Raw genomic sequence first — 23,842 nt, forward strand, 5'->3', positions numbered from 1 at the left:
CCCTCTAGTCTACTCGATTCTGTAATGGTGCCGTCTGCAGTGTTTGAACTACATCCTCCAGTTTCATGCCTCGCGAGGCTTTAAACAAAACTGCATCTTTCGGATGAAGATTCTCCAACAGATAACGGGTCAATTCTTCTTTATTATCAAAAGCATGCACAGCTTCAGCTACCATATGCTTTTTTGCTCCCTCAGCAATATGCAAGGATAATGGACCGTATACCAGCACTTTATCCAATTTATCAGGAGTAATATACATCCCGATCTCATGATGAAGCTGCTGCTCCTCCGAACCTAACTCCAGCATATCTCCCAGTACAGCCACTTTCATCCGATATCCTTTTAACCCTTCCAACACATCTATAGCAGCCTTCATGGAAGTCGGGCTTGCATTATATGCATCATTCAGGAGAGTAAGTCCGCTGACCGCCTGGGTGACCTCAATACGCATCCCTGTCAATTTTAGCTGCGACAAGCCTTTTGCCATATTTTCCTCAGTCACCCCAAAATGACGTGCTACGGCCATGGCAGCCAGACAGTTAATTACATTGTGCGTACCCAGCAAGGGAAGGTTATAAGCTTTGTCGCCAGACTGCTTGGTTGTAAACACCATCCCGTGCTGTGCATTCATAAGCCCAGTTGGATAATCGTTATTATCCGTTTGTAATCCAAACCTAAACCGCTGCATGCCTTCAGGTTGCTTCGTTGCAGACTCTTCAAGCACCTGCGCGATTAAAGGCTCGTCTCCGTTGTATATGAGTAACCCGCCAGGTTTCATACCAGCAGCAATTTCAGCCTTGGCTCTAGCAATTTCAAGTCTTGAGCCAAGCTGAAGCAAATGGGATTCGCCAATATTCGTGATGATTGCTACATCCGGCTGAGCAATGACAGAAAGGTCATAGATTTCACCGCGACCGCTCATGCCCATCTCCAAAATAATGATCTCCGTATCCGGTGTCATACTCAATACCGTTAGTGGCAGACCGATATGATTGTTGAAATTCCCCTGCGTTTTATGCACCTTGAATGTGGTAGAGAGAAGCGCGTTTACAATATCCTTGGTTGTTGTTTTCCCGTTACTGCCTGTAATGCCAACAACAGATGCCTTGTTCTCACAAAGATAAGCCGATGCAAGTGCCTGTAATGCAGTCAGGGTATCGTCCACCAAAATAACAGCTCCCTGCGGCGGAGCACCATGATTTTTTTGCCACAACGCCCCCGCAGCATCTTGCTCCAGACAAGCTTGCACAAACTCATGCCCATCAAAACGTTCACCTACCAAAGGGATAAACAAACTGCCTGCCACCGGTTTACGTGAATCGGTAAATACCCCTTCGGCGATAACTTCACTATGAACTGCGGCATCACTTAGTGTGCCACCACACATGTCGGCGATTTGCGCCAATGTTCGTTTTATCAATTGGATTTGCCCCTTATCGCTTCTTTAGCTATGATCCGGTCATCGAAATCGGTCTTGGTTGTTCCGATAATTTGATAAGTCTCGTGACCCTTGCCCGCAATCAATACTACATCGGCCGGGCTTGCCATTTCAATAGCTTCATGAATGGCCTGACGCCGGTCCACGATCATTGTGTAACGCTCAGACGGAACGGACTCTTCCAGCAAACCTTGCTCAATGTCTTTTAGAATCAGATCGGGATCTTCCGTCCGCGGGTTGTCAGAAGTCACTAATACAAAGTCACTGTACTTCGCAGCAATTTTACCCATCAATGGGCGTTTTGTGCGATCCCGGTCACCGCCGCACCCAAATACGCAGATGACACGGCCCTCCGCAAACTCATTGACTGTACGCAATACATTCTCAAGTCCATCAGGTGTATGGGCATAATCAACGATGACCGCGAATGCCTGACCTTCATTGACAGCTTCCACCCTGCCATCCACACCCGGTACGGTCTCCAGACTACGCTTGATCTCTTCCAGTGGCACACCTTCCACCAGCGTTGCCGAGATGGCCGCCATTGCATTGTACACGTTGAACTTGCCTACCATACGCAGTTCAATGTCTGTGCTACCCGCAAAGGTATCTACATGGAAGGTCGTCCCCTGAGCTGTGATTGAAATTGCAGATGCACGAACATCCGCCTGTTCTCCCATGCCGTATGTAATAACCTCAGCAGCCGTTACAGAGATATAATAATCCGCAGCCGGATCATCCGCATTGATCACTGCATACTTCCGCTCGGAAGCATCTTCTGCATAACCGTTACCCAGGCGAGCAAAAAACAACCCCTTAGCTCCGCGATATTCCTCCATGGAATGATGGTAATCGAGATGATCCTGCGACAGGTTTGTAAATACTGCTGTACGGAAATCCGTGCCTTTCACCCGCCCTTGCTCCAATGCATGAGAAGAAACTTCCATCACACAGCATTCCGTACCAGCCTGAACCATATCATGCAAACTACGTTGCAAATCCAGAGCTTCAGGTGTTGTTCCCGACATCGGGTAAGTGCGTCCATCATAACGCATCTGGATGGTTCCGATCAGCCCGGTTTTCTGACCGTAGTCGCTCATAATTTTTTCAATCAAATAAGTCGTTGTTGTTTTGCCGTTCGTTCCCGTTACTCCGATCATTTTCATCTTGTGACTCGGTGATTCGAAAAAGAAGTCCGACAAAACAGCCATAGCAAAGCGACTGTCTCTTACAATCAATTGTGGTACAGGCAAGTCAAGCTGCCGCTCCACAACGAGAGCAGACGCTCCGGCCTGCACTGCTTTATCTGCATAATCATGTCCATCGACCGTATGTCCCGGAAGACAGATAAACAGATCCCCCGGTTTGACTTGCCGGGAATCTGTCTGAAGGTTGTGACATTCTGTATGGGGGGCGCCCACGAGACGGGCGGTAATCAACTTGGATTCAAACTGTTTTAAAAGCACATGAATAACCTCACTTTTCCAAATATACTTCTGTATCCACAGATTCCTATAGTATTAATATCGACCAGACCACCAAATAATGAAACGCGATCCCCTGAATTTTGTTGCGGTCGGAGTAGGAAACTCCGCTTAAGCCTACATTGCATCCTTACTTAAAGCTCCATTTGAGAACTTTATTCGTGCTTCGAATGATCATGCCCATCATCTTTCAGGACGTTACCCATATAGATACGTATCGTTGAGCCTTGCTCTACTCTTGCTCCTGGTTTAGGGGCCTGATTAATTACGTATTTGCCACTGCCCGACTTCGCGAGCATAAAATTCATGTTGAGATCCTCGTACAAATCTTCCACTGTAGCCCCAGTAAGATCAGGAACCGTCACAATTTTGGTTTCACCATATTTGTACTCTTTCGCGAGCTGGTCCTTACGCACAGGCACTTTCATATAATGCAGCGAATCTTCCAGAATGTTTTGTACGATTGGGGCTGCAACAACACCGCCAAACTGAATCCCCTTCGGATTGTCTACAGCGGTGTACACCACGATCTGCGGATCATCAGCCGGAGCAAATCCAATAAACGAAACGATGTGTTCACTCGACGAATAACGACCATTAATAACTTTCTGGGCTGTACCTGTTTTACCTCCAACCCGGTAGCCATCGATAAAAGCTGGACGTCCTGTTCCTTTGGCCACGACACTTTCTAGTGCTTCTCGTACTTGTTTGGACGTATCCTCCGAGATGACTTGACGAACGAGTTCAGGCTGTACTTCTTCCAGTACCTCTCCGGTTTCTGGATGTACCCAGGCTTTCGTAACGTAAGGTTTATAGAGCTTCCCACCATTGATGGCAGCCGATACCGCTGCTACTTGTTGAATAGGAGTTACGGATACACCTTGCCCAAAGGCGGTCGTTGCAAGTTCAACAGGACCTACGTTTGCTAATTTGAAAAGAATACCACTTGCTTCTCCGCTAAGATCAATCCCGGTTTTGGCACCAAAACCGAAATTTTTAATGTAGGAGAACAACGATTCCTTACCAAGCTTCTGCCCCAAAGCAACAAATCCGGGGTTGCAGGAGTTCTCCACCACCTGAAGGAAAGTCTGGCTTCCATGTCCACCTTTCTTCCAACAGCGCAAGCGTGCTCCGCCGACTTCTACAAATCCGGGATCAAAAAATTGATCCTTTTGCAGATTTACCTTTTTTTCTTGCAACGCAGCAGCCAGTGTAATAATTTTGAAAGTTGAACCTGGTTCATACGTCATCCAGATGGGCAAGTTCCGGTTATAAATTTCTGAAGGATATTGCTGATAATCTGCCGGCTCGTAGCCCGGTCTGCTAGACATCCCTAGAATTTCGCCTGTTTTGGGATTCATTGCAATAGCCAAAGCGGAATTAGCCTGAAACTTAACCATCGCCTGATCCAATTCCCGTTCCATAATCGATTGAATGGATTTATCAATGGTCAGCTTGAGGTTGAGCCCGTCCTTCGGTTCCACATACTTCTCAGATGAGCCCGGCATGAGCCTTCCGGCCGCATCGGACAAGTAGGATACACTGCCATTTAAACCATTCAGCTTGTCGTCATATCTTTTTTCAACACCAGTCAGTCCCTGATTATCAATCCCTGTAAATCCGAGAATATGAGCAGCCAGATCATCATACGGATAGAAACGTTTGTTATCCTCGGCAACAACGATACCCGGGAGCTTCAAATCACGGATGCGCTGAGCTTTCTCCATCGTAATTTTGCGGCCACCGGGTTGTAGTCTTACAATCAATTCTCGTTTCTTGATGGTTGCCAGTACTTTCTCTTCTGTCATACCTAGTAGCGGTGCCAGCGCCCTGGCTGTGGTCTCCGCTTCTTTAACTTGAGCCGGGATCGCCATGATTGTTGGGGTTGTCACATTGTAGGCTAAAGATGTCCCGTTTCGATCCAGAATCTCTCCCCTTTTAGCTGTGTACGGAATATTACGACGCCAGGATTCTTCCGCTTTGGCCGATAGTTCCGGCCCTTTCCCCAACTGAACATAAGCAAGCCTGATGACCAAGGCCGAAAATAACATAACCAGAATTAACAAACTCCACAGCAACCTGCGGCGCAGATTCACACTTGTTCCCTTCACGAAAAGATCCCCCCACTCGTCCCAAAATCATGAACTGTCTCATTCATGAATATTCAGGACAACCGGGGGTTAGAACAAGCTGTCTATACAGTCTATGGCAGGGAAGCCCCTTCAGTGGCTGGTTTACCAGATGTTTCGTCTTGACCCTTTTGCTTGTCAGACTGACTCTGATTTGAGGCACTTCCCGGCGGATCATCCCCATCCGCTTTCCCCTCATCAGCTGTTTTCGTATTCTTGTCCTGGTTTTTCGCATTCGGATCAGAAGAATCTGGAGCTTCATCAGCTATACCGGTTACCGCTGCCTTCGCTGTCTGTAAGGTTAACTGTACCGTTCGTTGCTCACCCGATACCTGCTCCTTCTGTTTCACGACATATCCCTCACCCTTGACTGTTACGCCTACCTTCATCAGTGAGAGAACCTCCAACGCATCACGAAGCGATTCACCCGTCAGATCTGGAATCTTCATTTTACTGCTCTCTTCCGTCAGTAGGTAGACTCGTTGTCCTGGATTCATCGAAGCACCTGCTTGTGGATACTGGCGAATCACATTTTCACCCTGACCAAGCGTGACATAAGCAATTCCGGAGTTGAGAAGCTGGCTTCTGGCCTGTTTGGCCGTTTTACCACTCAAGTCTGGAGCCTTAGCCTGTACAACAGGAGCTTCTTTTGACTTTTTGTCTGTCGTTTTGGCTGTATCTTTCGGTATACCCATATATTGCAACGTCTGGCTCACAACCTTCTTGAACACTGGAGCCGCTGCAGTTCCTCCGCCAATGTTTGTGCCATCTGGCTGGTCAATCACAATCAACATCGCAATCTTCGGATTGTTGACTGGTGCAAATCCAATAAACGAAACGACGTCTTTGTTTTTGCTATACTGACCGTTGATAACTTTTCGCGCTGTCCCTGTTTTGCCTGCAACCCGGTATCCTTCAATATAGGCATTACGTCCTGTACCGATCGTCTGATCTGCTACGACCTGCTCCAGATACCCGCCAACAAGCTTGGCCGATTCTTTAGAGATGACCTGTCGAATCACTTTGGGTTTGATTGCTTCCGTTGTGCCATCATTCGGATTAATGATCTCCTTCACGAGATGGGGCTGGAGCAACTTACCGCCGTTTGCAATGGCCGAGATGGCTGATAACTGCTGGATCGGCGTCACTTGTACGAGACCGTGACCATATGCAGCGGTAGCAATCTCTGATTTGTATACCAAGGGTTTGATTGGCGAAGCCGCTTCACTTGGCAGGTCAATGCCCGTCTTTTTACCAAAACCGAACTGATCGATATAGTGACGCAGCCGCTCTCCCCCGAGCATGTTGTACCCCAGATTAACAAAAGCGATGTTACTGGAGCGTTTGACACCTTCAAGGTAAGAGATTCTTCCGTACGTATGTCCGTTATCACTAATCGGGAAACCACCGATGTATATGCGCTTGGATTCAAACGTTGCATTCGGATCAAACAGTTTTTCCTCCACGGCTCCCGCAAGTGTCACAATTTTGAACGTGGAACCTGGTTCATAGATCGACTGCGTTGCATGGTTGATAAAATTTTTCTGATCCGGTGTGCTCGCATACGTATTCGGATTAAAGGTCGGCCAGTTGGCCATCCCCAGAATCTCCATCGTGTTTGGATCAGCCGCAATGACGGTCATACTCAGCGGGTTATATTTCGCAATTGTCTCTTTCATTGCACTTTCAATGTAAAACTGGATCGTATCATCAATCGTCAGCTTCAGGTTTTTACCGTTTTTCGGAGGCAAATAATTATCCTGTGAATCCGGAAGTTTGATGCCTTTGGCATCCTTCTGGTAATTCAGGAAACCATCTGTGCCTGTCAGCACGTCATCATACGAGACTTCAAGCCCATTGACAGCTTTACCGTCACGACTCATATAACCTAGCACATGAGAGGCCAGCGACTCTTCCGGATAAAAACGTTTGGACTCCTGCGTCATGACGATCGCATTTTTTGCCTTGTGTTGCTCCTGAAGCTCTTCGCGCAACTCATTGACCTTTTCCGCAAGTGCAGGACTAATTTTGTATCCTTCACTGCGTACTTCGCGTTGTTGAAAAAAATCACCATCACTTTTTTTCGCTGTAACAAGAGCTCGCATCTCACTCTCGTTTTTCTTGAGCAGTGCCGATAGCTTCTTCGTCACTTCATCCTCAATACCTAGTTGATTAATCAAAAGCGGGTTAACCGAAACCGTGTAAGCCGGCGAATCCGTAGCAAGCACATTCCCGTTTCGATCCGTAATCGTTCCGCGAGCAGCCTTGATCGTCTGTTCCCTTTCGATAAGACCCGCCGCACGCTCCTGCCATTTGTCACCATTAACCACCTGAATGAAAAATATACGGGTTACGAGTACAAGAAAAAAGAGGGTAATGAATCCCCCTATTAACAACGTGCGCATTTTTATTCTTTTTACCATCGAAACACCTCTTTACTTGCCACTGGTTGCATTCGAGGATGATTCAGTACCTGTCGATGTATTCGTTGTTGAGCGTGGTACAAAAATAACATCCTTATCGGAAGCTTCCACGTAACCCAGTCTTTTTGCATTCTCGACAACCTGATTATTCAATGTTTCTCTCTCCACCTGTAAATCGGCAATGGTCTTCTCAGCCTCTTTAATTTTTACAATGGTCGACTGAGCCTGCTTGTTCAGTTCATAAATATGAGCGTAACGAGACATCAGGGCACCACCCACAATAATGACGGCTAAGAGTGTGATCAGGTATAAAAACTTTTCGCGGCCTGGCAGACCTGTGCGACGTGTCACAACTTTAGTAGTTTCCTTGTACCTTTGCTGCGTTACACGTTCCTGGGCTTTTTCTTTGACCGCTAGATTGCCACGTGTATATGCCATTTGAAGGCTCCTCCTCCTCTTTTGTTCTACAATTTCTCAGCTACACGCAGCTTGGCTGATCGCGCACGAGAGTTCTCGGTCAGTTCCGCTTCTGATGGAATCAACGGTTTTCGGTTCACGAGACGTAAAGTCCCTTTACCACCGCATACACATAACGGAAAGTCAGGTGGACATGTACATTTTTCAAGATAGCTGCTGAAGATCTGTTTACATATCCGGTCCTCAAGGGAGTGGAAGGTGATAACAGATACGCGCCCCCCTGGCGCTAAACAACGAACAGCCTGATGCAGTCCTTCTTCAAAAGCCCCCAGTTCATCATTTACAGCAATACGCAGCGCCTGAAAACTTCGCTTCGCAGGATGTCCACCTGTACGGCGGGCTGCTGCAGGAATACCCTCTTTGATCAATTCCACAAGTTCACCTGTCGTTTCGATCTCGGACTGGCTACGTCGACCCACAATAACACGAGCAATCCGTTTGGAAAATTTCTCTTCACCATAGCGATACAGAATTCGCGCAATCTCTTCTTCCGGCCATTCGTTCACTATCTCTTTGGCTGTCAGAAGTGCGTCCTGGTCCATACGCATATCAAGCGGTGCATCGTGATTGTAACTGAATCCGCGTTCTCCTTCGTCAAACTGTGGTGACGACACCCCAAGGTCATACAGAATTCCGTCGACCTGTGGTATACCGTCCTTCATAGGAACATCAAGGTCTTTGAGAACCTGCTCCAAATCTCTAAAATTGGTTTTCACCAATGTAACCTGGTTTTCATAAGCAGCGAGCTTCTCGCGTGCATTGTCCAAAGCCCAGTCATCCTGATCAAGTGCGATCAGACGTCCCCCCGGACCTAGCTTGGATGCAATCACGGAACTGTGTCCCGCCCCTCCTAAAGTGCAGTCCACGTATATACCGTCCTGCTTGATGTTTAATCCCTCGGTTGCCTCTTCTTTGAGTACGGTTATATGGTGAAACAACCTGCACCCCTCCTTACTTTATAAGTCAAAATTGAAATCGACCAGCTTTTCGGCAATGTCGTTGAATGCTTCTTCGGATTGATTAAAATAACTTTCCCATATGCCTTTGCTCCAAATCTCCACCCGGTTCGACACACCAAGAACAACGCAATCCTTGTCCAATTTGGCATACTCTCTCAGGTTACCCGGCAGATTTACCCTGCCCTGTTTATCCAGTTCACATTCAGTGGCACCTGAGAAAAAAAACCGGGTAAACGCACGTGCGTCGGATTTCATCAGCGGCAGTGCTTTCAGTTTCTGTTCCATGACCCCCCACTCCTCCATGGGGTACACGAAAAGACACTGGTCCAAACCTCGTGTGACAACGAAAGTGGATCCGAGAGATTCGCGGAATTTAGCCGGAATAATGACCCGACCTTTATCATCAATGCTATGTTGAAACTCGCCCATAAACATTGCCGCACTCACTCCCCCACCCATTTCCCCCACTTTGCCCCACTTTCCACCACCTAAGCATAATAGATTCGATTAAAAAAATCAAAACCCTTCTTGACTTTTCTGTTTTTTTATTTGATTTCACCGAAAAAAACGCCTTCGATCCTGTCATTCAGGACCAAAGACGTTTCCCGGTTACGGGTGATCGTATGTGCACCCGTACATGAGCCATATCGTCAATACACCATTCTACTACTTTTGAAACAGTTTATCCGTTTGTAATTATTGGATAACCCTTTAAAATTTCCAACTATCGAGGTACTTTTCTTGCTCAGCGGACAAAGAATCAATGGCAATATTCAGGCTCTCCAGCTTGTAACTCGCCACTTGCTGGTCAATTTCGTAAGGAACGTTCACTACGTTTTTACCAAGAGATTCATAGTTTTCGCTCACATAACGCAAACCTAGTGCCTGCAGTGCAAACGTAGTGTCCATGATCTCGGCCGGATGTCCGTCAGCAGCTCCCAGATTTACCAAGCGTCCCTCCGCGAGCAGATACATTTTACGACCATCTTTGAAACGGTACTCCTCAATGTTGCGACGAACGGTACGAATAGACTCAGAACGTTTGGCAAGCTCCGGTTTGTTAACCTCAACATCGAAGTGACCTGCATTACTCAGAATAGCTCCGTCTTTCATAACATCGTAATGTTCACCTGTAATAACGTCCTTGTTGCCTGTCACAGCAATAAAGAAATCACCCAACTTTGCTGCTTCCAGCATCGTCATAACCCGGAAACCATCCATATGTGCTTCCACGGCTTTGATCGGGTCGATTTCAGTTACAATGACATTGGCACCCAAACCTTTTGCACGCATAGCCACACCTTTACCACACCAGCCATACCCAGCTACGACAACATTTTTACCTGCAACCACCAGGTTCGTTGTCCGAATAATACCGTCAAAAGCGGATTGCCCAGTGCCATAGCGGTTATCAAACAAATACTTGCAATATGCGTCATTTACCGCAACCATCGGGAATTTCAGTTGTCCTTCTTTCGCCAGTGCCTTCAAACGAATAATGCCTGTTGTCGTTTCTTCTGCGCCCCCGCGAATCGTAGCTGCAAGATCAGGACGTTCGGAAGCAATAATGGTTGCAAAATCCCCACCATCATCAATAATGAGATCAGGCTTCACTTCAAGAGCACGGAGTTGCAGTGCTTTGAATTCAGCCGGCTCAGGGTTATATTTCGCATAAACAGTCACACCGTCTTCTACCAAAGCCGCACATACATCATCTTGAGTAGACAATGGGTTACTATGTGTGATCGTCACTTCAGCACCGCCAGCCTGAATGACTTTTGCCAGATATGCGGTTTTAGCTTCCAGGTGAAGACAAATCGCTACCTTTAGACCTTTAAAAGGCAAATCCTGTTCAAATTGACGACGAATCCGGTTTAAAACCGGCATATGCGCCTCAACCCAATCAATTTTCAAATGGCCCTCAGCAGCAAGTCCCATATCTTTGACGATGCTGTTTTGTAATGAAGATGTGGTCACTTTATCTCCTCCTCAAATGTGTTTCTTCTATTATAAAGATCAATATAGTCTAAATAGATACTTACAAGGATATAACCTTGTGTTCGCCCCGGAATTCAGCAGATGCTTTAATCAATTCCTCAATCCAGTCCGTTCCATAACGATTCAGGTAAAAGAGTGCATTATGTACTCGTTCCTGGGGTTTGCCCATTGGGAATAGAGCATTCTGAATACCGTTCCAATGCCTCAAACTCACTTGATGTTTATCCTCAATTGCCTTGCGAGTCTGACGTTCCAGATACTGAATCTGTTCATTCATTTTGGCTAAATTCGCTTCACCAATCCGGTTCAATCCGGGATGCACTTCTGCAACCTGATCCAATAGCGGACGATAGAGCGTCATAAACTGCTCACGGATCTGCGTGAATTGTTCATCAACTTGGAAGGTTTCCTGCTGCGTTAGCCATTGTGCTTTCTTTTCTTCCAGTTGGTTCTGTACATCCTGGAAAGAAAGTCCGTATTGTTTCATATATTTGTGTTGCACTTCCTCCATAATCGTGAAGGATAGACGAGGCAGTAATATCGGCATTTGTAGCCCAAAAGTACGGAACGCCTCACGTGTAAGACCCCAATATGCAATTTCTCCATGCCCTAAAATAACTGCAGCGACAGGCAACAATGAATCTTGCATCAAAGGACGGGTGAGTACGTTGTTACTAAAACGCTCAGGGTGATCTTCCAATTCTTGTAACAAACGTTCTTCTGTAAAGGAAACTAACCCCTTACGATCCTGATACAAGTTATCTTTCAGCATCAAAAGCAAACGGGTGCCTTCATGAATATAAAAGAGGTTGGCCCCATCTTCCGCCACTTCTGCTGATGTCGAATAACCCGCTTGTTCTACAAGCGATGCTCCTTGTAAATAGGCTTCCCGCAACGAATCATTCTTCCGGATCAACCGCTCGAATATGGGCTTTTCTAACTTACGCAATTCAGGATCGGCAGCATCCATGAGTACCAGTCCAGTCTTTGCAAACAAGGCCGATATCATTCGGGCAAACGCATCACTTAGATTTGTACTTGACTGATGGATTTCCGTAATCAGCTTTATTAATCCAGGCTTATGCATGGTATCAGGCAATAATTGTTCCACTTGATTCAACACCGTTTCCCACTGATCCCACTTTACTTCCACATAACTTACCGAATCCTTACCTTTAAAATGCCCTTGCAGTTTAACTTTGTGAATCTGTCCTTGCTTATCAGGCAAATACGTATGATTTACCTCATCCCAGTCATGGTCTTCTCCCGCAATCCAGAACACTGGAACTACAGGACGTTTCAATTGCTGTTCAGCTTCACGCGCAGCGGCGACCACACTGGCTGCTTTGTATATCACAAACAATGGTCCGGTGAACAAGCCACTCTGTTGTCCACCTGTAACGACGAGTGCATCTTCTTCAACTAGGCGGGTAATCGAAGCATGAACCTTGTCATGATCATTTACTCGCTTATTATATAAACGTAAATACGCCGCCAGTTCATGACGGTCAACACGTGTATGCTCCGATTGTTTCAGCCATTCAGCACGCGCGTGGAGGCCGTTTTCCCAGCGAATGTCATATTCATAAAGGCTTCGCGCAGCATCTGTCGTACAGAGATAATCCTCTGCAAGCTTTGATCCGCTGCGGAGCGCCTCGGTGATCCCTTTCATGAGGTCTGCCTCCTATTCTGCTTCTAAAGAGCCTTCCTTGATTGTACCGAATTCAGTAGCTCTTCGTCAAAACAAAGTCACAAATATATGAAAAAAACCGCCGATTTAAATCGGCGGTTATGATGTATATAATAGCATATTCGTTTTTCGAAACTATTATACGTAAGGTTCTGAAACCCAGTGTCCTTTGGAAACCTCAATCAATTGAGCATTTTCCAAATTATACGGATCATTTTTAGGACCGCCCGAAGCATTCTGGATTGGTCCAGATTGTTCATCTGGCAATAAAATGCGGCGTTTATTTGCTTCTACTTCCGGATCCGGAACAGGGATCGCAGAAAGCAATGTTTTGGTGTATGGGTGAATTGGATTCGCGTACAGTTCTTCACTCTCGGCCAATTCTACCACTTTACCCATATACATAACCGCAACACGGTCACTGATATGTTTAACCATGGACAAGTCATGCGCGATAAAGAGATACGTCAATCCGAGACGTTGCTGCAACTCCTCAAGCAATTTAACGACCTGAGCTTGAATGGATACATCCAGCGCAGAAAGCGGCTCATCACAGATGATAAATTTCGGATCAACAGCAAGAGCACGCGCAATCCCGATCCGCTGTCTTTGTCCACCGGAAAATTCATGCGGATAACGCAAAGCATGACTTGGATTAAGACCTACGAGGTCCAACAACTCTTCTACACGTCTCTTACGCTCTTTAGAGCTTGTTGCCAGCCCGTGAATATCCAAAGACTCTCCGATAATATCCATAACGTTAAAACGCGGGTTCAGTGAGGCATACGGATCCTGGAAAATCATCTGCATGTCTTTACGCATTTCTTTCATCTTGCGTGGGGACAATTTGTAAATATCCGTACCATTGAAGTTCACACTTCCGCCAGTTGGCTCATAAAGGCGCAGAATGGTGCGTCCAGTCGTCGATTTCCCGCAACCTGACTCACCTACAACACCAAGTGTTTCTCCTTCAAAGATGTCGAAGCTCACATCGTTTACAGCTTTAAGGATGTTACCTTTGCCAAGGTTAAAGTATTGTTTCAGATTTTTCACTTGAACCAAAGGTTTGTTACTTCCTTTGACAATACCAGCCGGAGTTGGCTTTTCTTTTTTCGGCTCGTCCAGACGCGGGAGAGCGTTCAACAATTTAATCGTATAAGGATGTTGTGGGTTACTGAAAATCTCAGCTGTTGTCCCTGTTTCTACAACTTCGCCTTCCTTCATGACAACCACACGGTCACACATGCCGGCTACAACGCCAAGATCATGCGTAATCAGCATAATGGATGTACCAAGCTTTTTCTGCATGTCTTTCATGACATCCAGAATTTGTGCCTGAATGGTAACGTCGAGTGCCGTTGTCGGCTCATCTGCTATCAGCAAAGATGGACGACAAGCAAGTGCAATTGCAATCATCGCACGCTGACGCATACCACCAGAGAATTGGTGCGGATAATGATTCATACGAATCGCTGCATTTTTAATTCCTACAAGTTCAAGCATCTCAAGAGCAGCTTTGTTCGCTGCTTGCTTGGACATGTTTTGGTGTTTACGCAATACTTCGGTAATCTGTTTACCAATTTTAATCGTAGGATTCAAGGAAGTCATTGGATCCTGGAAGATCATACCAATATCTTTACCACGAATGGCTTCCATTTGTTTATCTGTCTTATTCAGCAAATCTTGCCCGTGAAACGTAATATCTCCGCTCTTAACCTTCGAAGGCGGGGAAGGGATCAATTTCATGATCGTCTGGGCGGTAACACTCTTACCACTACCGGATTCACCTACGATCCCCAGTGTTTCTCCTTTGCCAATTTCGAAACTCACATTTTTAACGGCATCAAATTCACCCGAGCGCGTCGAAAACGATACACTTAAGTCTTTGACTGTTAAAATCGGCTCCATAATCCCACCTCCTCTTTCTATTTACGTAATTTCGGATCAAGTGCGTCCCGCAGTCCATCACCGAGCAAATTAAATGCAAGCATTGTAATAACCATCAAACCAGCCGGGAACCACATCCGCCATGGATACAGTGTCCAGCCTGTAAGTGCATCGTTAATCATGGATCCAAGGGAAGATCTTGGTGCAGATACACCCAGACCGAGGAAGCTCAAGAACGCTTCTGCAAAGATCGCATTTGGAATAGACAATGTCAATGTAACGATAATCGGTCCAACCGCATTTGGCAACAAGTGGCGGAACAATTGACGTCCAGTACTTGCACCCATCGATCTTGCAGCAAGGATAAAGTCTCTATTTTTCAGTTGCATAATCTCACCACGTACAATCCATGACATACTAATCCAGCCTGTAATGGTAAGCGCAATAATAATCGTTGTAAGACTTGGCTCCAAAACAACCAGCAACAGGATAACTACAAGCATGTAAGGCAAAGAGTACAAAATCTCGGAAAACTTATTCATAATTCCGTCAACTCGTCCGCCATAGTAACCCATGATCGCACCGTAGATAACCCCGATCACAAGGTCAATCAGGGCCGCAGCAAGACCTACAGTCAAGGAAACACGTGCACCGACCCATGTTCTTACCCATACATCACGACCCAGATCATCCGTGCCGAACCAGTGTTCCGCACTGGGAGCAGCATTCGAATTAAGCAAGTCATTAGAATAATAATTGTACTTCGTAAACAAAGAAGTTGGTCCAAATATAGCAAACAGTACAACAAGCACCAGCACACTAAGGCTAATCATTGCAGCTTTATTCGTTGCCAGTCTGTACATTGCGTCTCTAAAAAGGGAAATACTTTCTTGCGGCTTCACCGCTGCCTGACTGTTCAGGTCAGTGTTCGCCGTTCCATTATTGTTATTATTCGTGCCAGACAACGTTATGCCCCCTTCCGGCTTTCCAGCTTAATTCTAGGATCTACCAATACGTAAGCGATATCTGTAAGGAAACGTGCAAACATCAAGAGAATACCGTAGAAAATAGTAATCCCCATAATCATGGTGTAGTCACGGTTTGTGATACTCTCCACAAACACTTTACCGATTCCGCCAATGTTAAAGATTTGCTCAATAACAACAGAACCTGTGATAACGTTAGCGGTCATTGGACCTACATACGTAACAACTGGCAAAATACCGTTCCGTACAACGTGCTTAAACATGATGGCAGGCCATTTCAAACCTTTAGCTTTCGCGGTTTTAATGTAGTCTGCATGTAGAACTTCCAGCATGCTTGAACGCGTTAGACGTGCGATAAAGGCAATTGGTGATGCAGATAGAGCGGCAACCGGAAGCACATAGTCAAGCGGACCATCAAAGCCCATAACGTTGAACCATCCGAGTTTGAATGCAAACACATACTGCAATAAGGATGCGAGCAAGAAGCTTGGTACAGCAATCCCGATAACAGCAAGAACCATCGTTACATCATCAATTAGTTTGCGATGATACACTGCTGCAAGAAGTCCCAGCAGAACCCCTACAATAATGGAAATAACGATCGCAAAAATACCAATTTTCAAGGATGCTGTGAATGTTTTCGTAATCATGTCTGTGACACCTTGGTTGAGGTAGTTCATCGAAACCCCAAAGTCGCCTTGTACAATATCACCAATGTATTTGAAGTATTGTACATACATCGGCTTGTCCAGACCATATTTCTCTTCAAGAAGGGCCCGAATCTCAGGTGATACTCTTTTCTCCGATGTAAAAGGGTCACCAGGAATGGCTTTCATCAGGAAGAAAGTCATCGATGCGAGTATGAAAAGCGATAGCAGCATAAATAGCAGTTTTTTCAAAACGTACTTAACCAACCCTTGCACACCTCCACAAACAATATTTTGTATACAAATCGATTGTAGAATCAGACCGCAATAAAGTCCAATCCATTTATCGGAAATTTCAAGAATTATAAGGAAAATCAACGCACATACAAAAAAATCGGGATATATATGGAATTCCACATATATATCCCGAAGCAATCATATTAGACTTCAGAACAAACTTACTTCTCTTCCAGATATGCACGAGTGAAGTCAATTGCTCCACTGAAATCAAGTTGTACACCTTTCAGGTAAGGCTTAGTCAAAGATACGTTAGTGTAGTAGTAAACTGGCATTACGCCCATTTCATCTTGAATCAGAACTTTTTCTGCATCAGCAAAAGCAGCCATACGTTTAGCTACATCTGTTGTTTTCACAGTATCTTCGAGGTCTTTATCATACTGTGCATTGCTGAACTTAGAGTCGTTGTTTGTGTTTCCAGTTTTCCACATTTCCAAGAAGTTGAACGGATCGTTGTAGTCCGCAGACCAGCCCGCACGAGCGATTTGGAAGTTTTGTTTCTGACGGTTATCCAGAAAGACTTTCCACTCTTGGTTTTCTGTTTTCACATCAACACCAAGATTCTTTTTCCACATATCAGCAATGGCCAAAGCGATTTTCGCGTGACCGTCACTTGTGTTGTAGATCAAAGTGACTGCAGGCAGAGTAGTATAACCTTCTTCTTGCATACCTTCAGCAAGCAACTTTTTAGCTTCATCTACATTTTCAGTAAAGTAATCATCTTTGTGCTCCGTACGGAATTCTTCTTTTTCACCACGGATACCAGGAGGTACAAAACCGAATGCTGGAATTTGTCCACCTTGTGTTACTTTATCAACAATCAGTTGACGCTCAATGGACATTGCAAATGCTTTACGAATTTTAGCGTTGTTAAACGGTGCTTCATTTACGTTAAACTGGTAGTAATAAGTACTTGCAATACCAGTAGCTTTAAACTCGTTTGGCAGTTCAGCTTTCAAAGAAGGAATTTGGTCAGAAGGGATCTCACCGTTAGGTGCACCTGTGTAGTCCAATTGTCCTGATTTGTAAGCTTGCAGTTCGGAAGCACTGCTGTTTGTCAAAGACATATCAATTTCAGACAATTTAATGTCGGATGCTGCATGGTAACCATCGTTTTTCTTCACAACAATTTTTTGACCTTTAGCGTATTGATCCATTACAAATGGTCCGTTAACGATCATGTTTTTGAAGTCAGAGAAGAATTTATCGTTAGTGTCAGCAGATTTGTGTACTGGATAGTACGTATAGAATGCTGTCAGACCCAAGAAGTAAGGAGTTGGGTTTTCCAAAGTTACTTCAAGTGTGTGCTCATCCGTAGCTTTCACACCTACTTGGGAGAAATCAGTGATTTTAGTACCTTTGAAGTTTGCATCTTTGCTCATGTTAAAGCCTTCAGCACCCTTAATGTAGTACAATTGGTATGCGTAAGGAGAAGCTGTTTCCGGTTTCAAAGCACGTTCCCAAGAACGAACGAAATCTTCAGCCGTTACAGGATCACCGTTGCTCCATTTTGCATCTGGGTTCAGGTTGAACACGTATTTCAAACCATCTTCAGAAATTTTCCAGTCTTTAGCAACACCAGCAGCTTCTTTGCCGTTTTCATCGATGCGTACAAGACCTTCATACAAGAATTTCAAAACTGTGTTAGTTTGGCTGTCTTTGGCTTGAGCCGGGTCAAACGTAGGAGGTTCAGCTGACAAGTTAATTTTCAGAACTTGATCTTTGGCAAGACCCTTTTCTCCGCTTGCAGAATTGTTATCTGGTGTGGTACCTGTGCCTTCATTTTTCGATCCGCACGCTGCAAGTACGGTACCGAACGCCAAGATCAGCGTCAAAAGGACTAATAGACTTTTCCTTTTCATCTAACTTTTCCCCCTAAATTGATGTGGTTTATGTTTATAGATTATACAACCACCGGTCAAAAAAATCTACATTACTTTTTCAGAAAGTAATGTTTTTTTCAGTTTTCGACAAAATCGCCACATTTTTTCGGGATTTTGCGTTATGTAACCTCACATCTGATTCATAATGTATCTAAATAATCCAAATAAAGTAAACAAAACATATCCAAAACTCATCATCACAAACGATATGCGCCATACGGCCCGGAACATTCTTCCCCCATCGACCTTTCCTTTTAGTCGATTTTGCGCACCTCCGATAAAACCAAGCGCTATTAGTATGAGTATTAATGTCAGATAAAAACCAAAATTCGAATCAAATGTTAAGTTGAATAACGCAGACACGGAGAAAATAAGGAAAAATGTAGTGACGTCCATAGCTGCTCGCAATGCAATCGCCTTATCTTTCTTCCATACCATCATGCCCCAATACACGAGTAAAAAAGGAAAAAAGGGCAATAAACTCAATACGATGAAAAACCCCATTAACTCACCCCTTCTGATTGCATCCCTTGAATCAAATGAAAAAGCATTTCATGTGTAGGTACCTTCAGATTGAACTCCTTTGCCATTCTGATAATTGATCCGTTAATTGATTCAACCTCTGTTATGCGTTTATGTAGTACATCTGCCAGCATGGAGGACGTATTCGAAGCAGTGTCGCGGCATACCCCCTGAATTTGATCCCATAAATCGCCTTCCAATTGTACGTTCATAGCTCCATACACGGTCATTGCCTCATCATACAACTGGTGCATAATGCTAACTCGTTCCTTCATGTGAAGCAATTCACCATTGGGGATTCTCCATATTGCCGTAAGCGGGTTGATAACCGCATTAATGAGCAGTTTTCTGTATATCAGCTTATCGATTTCATTCGACACTGTACAGTCAAATCCTGCCTGTTGCACAACCCTGGCTAAAGTAAATATTTGTTGTTCATCTATTATTCCCACGTTCATTTTCGCCAAACTCATACTCAGGCCCAAATGTGTTTTTCCGTAACCTGCCCGGTTCACCTCACCCTTGGTACGTTTAGCCCCTTCGGTTGTAATCGCACTGCACAGCAATGCACTCGGCAAAGCAGCCTGTAGCTTCTCCAGATGACCAAGACCATTTTGATAACAAGCAATCTTGAATGGCTGCCGTATCTCTAACGTTAACGTTGCTGCCTGTTCAATAAAATCATTAATATGAGTTTGCTTCACAGTAAGCAGCATCCAGTCTCCAGGTGTCTTGTTCCAATGATTCGCCAGTTGGGATATCGGGTAAGCTTGAATCTCGTACGGCCTGATGTGAATTTCCGCATCCTTCTCGGTAATCCTAATTCCGTCTCGTTTAAGCTGATCGGCCTGCACTGATGTTCTAGTCCAAAAACGTACTCTTTCACCCGATGCTTGCAACTTCCCTCCATATAGAAGTCCTAGCGAACCTGCTCCTACTACATCTATAATCATCTGATCCCCCTGTTCTGGTCATTTCCTGTACCTTTTGAATCAAACCGAAAAATCTTCTTCTATAATAGTACAAAATGCACACAACTAAAAACCCGTCATACCAGCCGTATGATTACGGAGGTTTGGCGGGCAAATATTACAAGGTTACTTTAATTTTGAATATCGCTACTCGATTCGTTCCAGATTTCCGTTAGCATCCATTTTGAACCTTGTCTTGAGTTCTTCTTCTTCTTCGGATAAAAAAGCAAGCCTGCGTGCACGATCCATAATCTGGATCAATGCTTTGTAATCATCGTTCACGACACGATAATCGGTTTGAACCTCATTAACTTCTTTGGAAAGTCGGTCGTTCTCACAACGTAATTCAAGCAATTCGTCTTCCTTCTCACGCAATTCCTTCTCAAGCATTTTAAGCTGACGATTGCTCTCCTGTGCAGTTCCTTTCCACTGCCTTAGGAAACGGATGACCGCATCCATAGATAGGGTTTCATCTGACACACCTTCCGTCTTAAAGAGACCTTCCTCGGCGTCTAATGTTGCCAGTGCAGCAACCTGTGGACCAAGCATTGCCGGCTGTTTTCTAAGATAGCTCCGCTTCTGCCTTTGTGCTTTAGCATTGCTGATCGCTGATTCATACTTCTTACGCACACAGCTGTTCCAACGGAACCCACAGGCGGCCGAAGTTCTGCCTATTTTTTCTCCCACTTCTTCAAAAGCGGCTAGCTGCGTACTGCCTTCCCGAATATGACGCAATGTAACCTCTGCCAAAATCAAATCATCCTCTGTGCTCCAAGCATCCTGTCTCACTGCAGTCATGCTATAATACCCTCCTAACACCATCCTGAAATAACCGTCCCCATAACCGGTAACCCGTTATGTGAATTAGGTATAAAAGTTGCTTTACTCAATCTTATGCCTCTCATAGAGTTCATAGAATTGATTTCATACTAAAATGTATTTCCACATTCAGGTTCCCTCATACGTGATCGGTATAATTCTGAACACTTTAATCCTAAGCTAATAAAAAAAGAATTCGCTTTCATACCCAAATTTGTTTACACGTTTTTCCTTTGTCGGTATAATATTATGTAGACAATCTATGAACGTACATAAGAGAGGAGGATTTACCGTGGCACGCATGTTTCGGGTACTCGGGTTCTTCACGCTTGCGATTGGCCTGATGGCTTTTGCAGGAGACTTAGTTGAAATGGCTTTGCTTTTCTTCCTGCAGACTGCGTTTTTTGTCCTTTTGGGATACTTGAAGTTTACAGAACGTACGTATATATTGCTCTTCTGGGGTTATATGATCGTAACGTTCACAGGGTTCAGCTACTGGACTGTATTTCAAATGGGACTGCCGCTCTAATCCGCCAGCAGCATCAAAACAATCCGGCTCTTGTCGGATTGTTTTTTTGTTGTCAGATTACATATGAAGATATAATGGTATGTAACCACTAAGGATATTTTTCGTATGGATTTCATATATTGTTTGGAAGAGTTCTCATCTGCATGATTTTACAAGGATGAAAGAAAGGAGAATGATTGTGAAGCATCGATATGGCCTAATCGCCATCTTGTTCATTATCATATTGTTTGTGCAATCCGCCTCATCATACGTTTATGGAGAGACTTCGCCCGAAGACACGCAAGCCATTCTTCAAAAAACATTATCTATTGTAGAGATTGATCATGAAATTAAACGTATTAGTGAACAGCAGACGCAATTAGCCAAGCAACATGAGACATTATCTGCCCAACTGCTACAACAGGAAAAGGAAATACATATCCAGCAAGAACGGGCCGGAGCTGTCGTAAGATCCTATTACACAGGAGAGCGCGATAGCCTGCTCATGACAGTGCTTGGAGCAAGATCATTTAAGGATTTGTTTGTTCTATATGACTACTATCAAATCATCATTGGTAAAGATCAAGCTGTTTTGGACAAGTATCAGACTCGCTATAATGAATTGCAACATACGTCTGATCGAATCCGCCAAACCTCTATGGAGCTTACCCAGATGAAAACCAATCTGGAAAACCAGCGAACAAGGGTGGCCCTGCTGCAAAAAGAAGTGGATAAGCAAATAACCGCCAGCGGTGACGCGGCAGCTATTCAAAAATTAATGAATGAATTAACGCTGTATTGGGAGAACGTGGGCATTTACGAGGTAAAACGTTATTTCAAGGCATTGGCGTCAGCCATGCAAAACTTGCCTGATTTTGTACAAAAACAAAACGGAGCGATATCCACCACAGGAACAACCTATACCATTCGTATTGCTCAGGACGAACTAAATACGTTTCTGCGTTCACAAAATGAAATTTTTAACGATTTTGCGTTCACATTTGATTCGAATAAAATTACAGCTTCGGGTAAGCGTGATCAGTTGCAATTAAGCATTGAAGGTCACTATACGGTCGAGAACGAACCGCAAAATTCAATTCGTTTTCATGTGGATAAGCTGGTGTTCAATCAGCTTGAACTGCCTGACACAACACGCAACATGTTGGAGAAAGAGTTTGATCTCGGTTTTTATCCGCAAAAAATTCTGTCCTTTGTCAAAGCTACGGATGTTTCTACAGATGAAGGGGTTTTGGAAGTGAAATTAGCAATTTCATTCTAGGGGTTAACCGTTTTTCTGATGCTGCTCACATACTGGGCAGCACTGATCTCCCCTTCGAGAACCTGTTGAACCCGTTTTTGAAAACGTTCGATCATCGTTTTGTTTTCAATCCATTGTACCGGAGACTCTTTGCCAAACCAGGGTTGATTTAGAACCATACTGTACCGACTTCTAACCTCCCCAACTTCCTTCTCACTCTCTTGTTGTCTTGCAGGCAAACGTTTGGTTTGTTTATACCACTTTTTCTGCGTTACTGCCGAAGCCATGCCTTCAATCCACCGACTTGCTGCATCGGCTTCCATAGTTCCTGCTGTAATGACCAGACTTCTGGATTCTACCGCCCGCAAAGCCTGCAAAGAGACAGGTGAACTAAACGTCCCCCGACCTTTGGCAACCTCATCTGCATGTAAAATACGAGATAGTGTAGATACAAACATCGGAGTTTGCACCTTATAATCCGAAGCAGATAATACTGGATCTACTGACATAGTCACAATATGGGGTTGAAGCTCGCCGAGTAAGCTTACCCCCTGTTGAAATTCATTTGTCATAGAGGTAAGTTGCATGGTTAGTATCTGGTCGGGACTCATTCCTGGCGGCAAATAACTCAACCACGCACTTGCTTCGTAAATATCATCTATATTTAACGAAATCAAAGGTGCGCTCTTTGTTTGAGATTCCTTGATCAATTTGGACCATTGCTCCCTATTCTGTGGAAAGCCCTGCAATCCAGCCTCATTCAAGTATGAGGGTATTATTCCCATCACATAAGGATCTACATCAAAGGGCATTGCCCATTGATATCCATTCCACTCTGTCATTCCTCGCAACTCAGCAGCTGAATCACCAAGAGCTTTGGAAAGCGTTGTCGCATTCAAAGGAAGCAAATATCCTTTTCTGGCATAATGTTGTACTTGGTCACTATCCAATAAAATAATATCTCCGTTCTCTCCCAAAGAAAACTCCCGATCCAGCACCTCTTTATACTCCTTCGGTTCCACATTGCGGAGATTAACCTCAACATAAATAGAAGCCGCTACTTCTTTAGCCACTTTTTGAAAAGACGCAAACTCCTCTTCTGACATAGATACCAATACATCGAGAGGGGCACTTGTATCCTCATTACGGGATGAAACACCCGTGTATGTATCTTTCTCTTGATTTCGTCCCTGATTATGCTGCGAACCTCTAAAATCAAAGCTAGGTGAAAGGATGGTTAGCGAAAGCAGTAAAACTGCAAATAAAACAACCTGATGTCTACGCTTCATTCACTCTCCCCCTTGAAATAACTTGTTTTATATTTTCTCGCAACCATTATTGTAACAAATATGTAGTGCTCTTGTCCTACCCTGCCAAAAAACACTTTTCTTGTATTTTGCATATTAAGAGCATATCCAGTTCTGTATAACATTTGATTTTAATTTTTTCAGCAAAAAAAGCCGACT

At 44.5% G+C, this 23,842-nt stretch carries 19 protein-coding genes; 2 read left to right on the forward strand and 17 right to left on the reverse strand.

What is annotated here, in order from left to right; translation table 11 throughout:
- Window positions 1-4 precede the first annotated feature (4 nt).
- From MHI38_RS07480 to MHI38_RS07555, 16 genes are all read right to left on the reverse strand, one after another.
- Window positions 5-1,417 carry a UDP-N-acetylmuramoyl-tripeptide--D-alanyl-D-alanine ligase gene (locus tag MHI38_RS07480; protein ID WP_154888635.1) on the reverse strand — a complete coding sequence of 471 codons (1,413 nt, stop codon included), beginning with the start codon at window positions 1,415-1,417 and terminating at the stop codon, window positions 5-7.
- Window positions 1,417-2,904: a UDP-N-acetylmuramoyl-L-alanyl-D-glutamate--2,6-diaminopimelate ligase gene (locus tag MHI38_RS07485; RefSeq protein ID WP_445667205.1), complete on the reverse strand. Its 1,488-nt coding sequence runs from the start codon at window positions 2,902-2,904 to the stop codon at window positions 1,417-1,419. Before MHI38_RS07485 ends, MHI38_RS07480 begins: the two co-directional genes overlap by 1 nt.
- A gap of 173 nt (window positions 2,905-3,077) precedes the next feature.
- Window positions 3,078-4,973, reverse strand: coding sequence for a stage V sporulation protein D (locus MHI38_RS07490; protein ID WP_373323255.1), 1,896 nt, complete (start codon window positions 4,971-4,973; stop codon window positions 3,078-3,080).
- Between the two features lie 152 nt (window positions 4,974-5,125).
- Window positions 5,126-7,474: a penicillin-binding transpeptidase domain-containing protein gene (locus MHI38_RS07495; protein ID WP_154888099.1), complete on the reverse strand. Its 2,349-nt coding sequence runs from the start codon at window positions 7,472-7,474 to the stop codon at window positions 5,126-5,128.
- A 12-nt stretch (window positions 7,475-7,486) separates the two neighbouring features.
- Window positions 7,487-7,912, reverse strand: coding sequence for a hypothetical protein (locus tag MHI38_RS07500; protein WP_145332060.1), 426 nt, complete (start codon window positions 7,910-7,912; stop codon window positions 7,487-7,489).
- Between the two features lie 26 nt (window positions 7,913-7,938).
- On the reverse strand, window positions 7,939-8,889 hold the full coding sequence (rsmH, locus tag MHI38_RS07505; protein WP_154888097.1) for a 16S rRNA (cytosine(1402)-N(4))-methyltransferase RsmH: 951 nt from the start codon (window positions 8,887-8,889) through the stop codon (window positions 7,939-7,941).
- An 18-nt stretch (window positions 8,890-8,907) separates the two neighbouring features.
- A complete protein-coding gene (gene mraZ / locus MHI38_RS07510; RefSeq protein ID WP_154888632.1) occupies window positions 8,908-9,345 on the reverse strand; it encodes a division/cell wall cluster transcriptional repressor MraZ in 438 nt (145 codons plus the stop codon).
- Window positions 9,346-9,621: 276 nt separating this feature from the next.
- Entirely contained in the window at window positions 9,622-10,887 is a 1,266-nt protein-coding gene (locus tag MHI38_RS07515; protein WP_154888095.1) for an adenosylhomocysteinase, read from the reverse strand.
- Between the two features lie 61 nt (window positions 10,888-10,948).
- Window positions 10,949-12,580 carry a bacillithiol biosynthesis cysteine-adding enzyme BshC gene (gene bshC, locus MHI38_RS07520; protein ID WP_308722817.1) on the reverse strand — a complete coding sequence of 544 codons (1,632 nt, stop codon included), beginning with the start codon at window positions 12,578-12,580 and terminating at the stop codon, window positions 10,949-10,951.
- Between the two features lie 156 nt (window positions 12,581-12,736).
- Window positions 12,737-14,506 (reverse strand): ABC transporter ATP-binding protein, encoded by a 1,770-nt coding sequence (locus tag MHI38_RS07525; RefSeq protein WP_154888091.1) that lies wholly within the window; start codon window positions 14,504-14,506, stop codon window positions 12,737-12,739.
- A 17-nt stretch (window positions 14,507-14,523) separates the two neighbouring features.
- Window positions 14,524-15,405: an ABC transporter permease gene (locus MHI38_RS07530; RefSeq protein WP_373323256.1), complete on the reverse strand. Its 882-nt coding sequence runs from the start codon at window positions 15,403-15,405 to the stop codon at window positions 14,524-14,526.
- Window positions 15,406-15,452: 47 nt separating this feature from the next.
- A complete protein-coding gene (locus MHI38_RS07535) occupies window positions 15,453-16,385 on the reverse strand; it encodes an ABC transporter permease (protein WP_154888087.1) in 933 nt (310 codons plus the stop codon).
- Window positions 16,386-16,576: 191 nt separating this feature from the next.
- Window positions 16,577-18,277 (reverse strand): peptide ABC transporter substrate-binding protein, encoded by a 1,701-nt coding sequence (locus MHI38_RS07540; RefSeq protein ID WP_154888085.1) that lies wholly within the window; start codon window positions 18,275-18,277, stop codon window positions 16,577-16,579.
- Between the two features lie 150 nt (window positions 18,278-18,427).
- Window positions 18,428-18,802, reverse strand: coding sequence for a DUF3397 domain-containing protein (locus MHI38_RS07545; protein WP_253492593.1), 375 nt, complete (start codon window positions 18,800-18,802; stop codon window positions 18,428-18,430).
- Window positions 18,802-19,773, reverse strand: coding sequence for a ketopantoate reductase family protein (locus tag MHI38_RS07550; RefSeq protein ID WP_154888081.1), 972 nt, complete (start codon window positions 19,771-19,773; stop codon window positions 18,802-18,804). Before MHI38_RS07550 ends, MHI38_RS07545 begins: the two co-directional genes overlap by 1 nt.
- Window positions 19,774-19,938: 165 nt before the next feature.
- Entirely contained in the window at window positions 19,939-20,589 is a 651-nt protein-coding gene (locus MHI38_RS07555) for an RsfA family transcriptional regulator (RefSeq protein WP_090923771.1), read from the reverse strand.
- A gap of 313 nt (window positions 20,590-20,902) precedes the next feature.
- On the opposite strand from MHI38_RS07555, the gene MHI38_RS07560 reads away from it, so the two are divergent.
- The gene (locus tag MHI38_RS07560) at window positions 20,903-21,139 is read left to right on the forward strand and encodes a DUF2626 domain-containing protein (RefSeq protein ID WP_090923772.1); all 237 of its coding nucleotides are present in this window, start codon (window positions 20,903-20,905) and stop codon (window positions 21,137-21,139) included.
- A gap of 178 nt (window positions 21,140-21,317) precedes the next feature.
- A complete protein-coding gene (locus MHI38_RS07565; protein WP_154888079.1) occupies window positions 21,318-22,397 on the forward strand; it encodes a hypothetical protein in 1,080 nt (359 codons plus the stop codon).
- Here MHI38_RS07565 and MHI38_RS07570 read toward each other — a convergent pair.
- Window positions 22,394-23,665, reverse strand: coding sequence for an ABC transporter substrate-binding protein (locus MHI38_RS07570; protein WP_341181120.1), 1,272 nt, complete (start codon window positions 23,663-23,665; stop codon window positions 22,394-22,396). The genes MHI38_RS07565 and MHI38_RS07570 overlap by 4 nt on opposite strands.
- Window positions 23,666-23,842 lie beyond the last annotated feature (177 nt).

Source organism: Paenibacillus sp. FSL K6-1558, assembly GCF_038002565.1.
In the GTDB taxonomy this organism is placed as follows: Bacteria; Bacillota; Bacilli; order Paenibacillales; family Paenibacillaceae; genus Paenibacillus; species Paenibacillus polysaccharolyticus.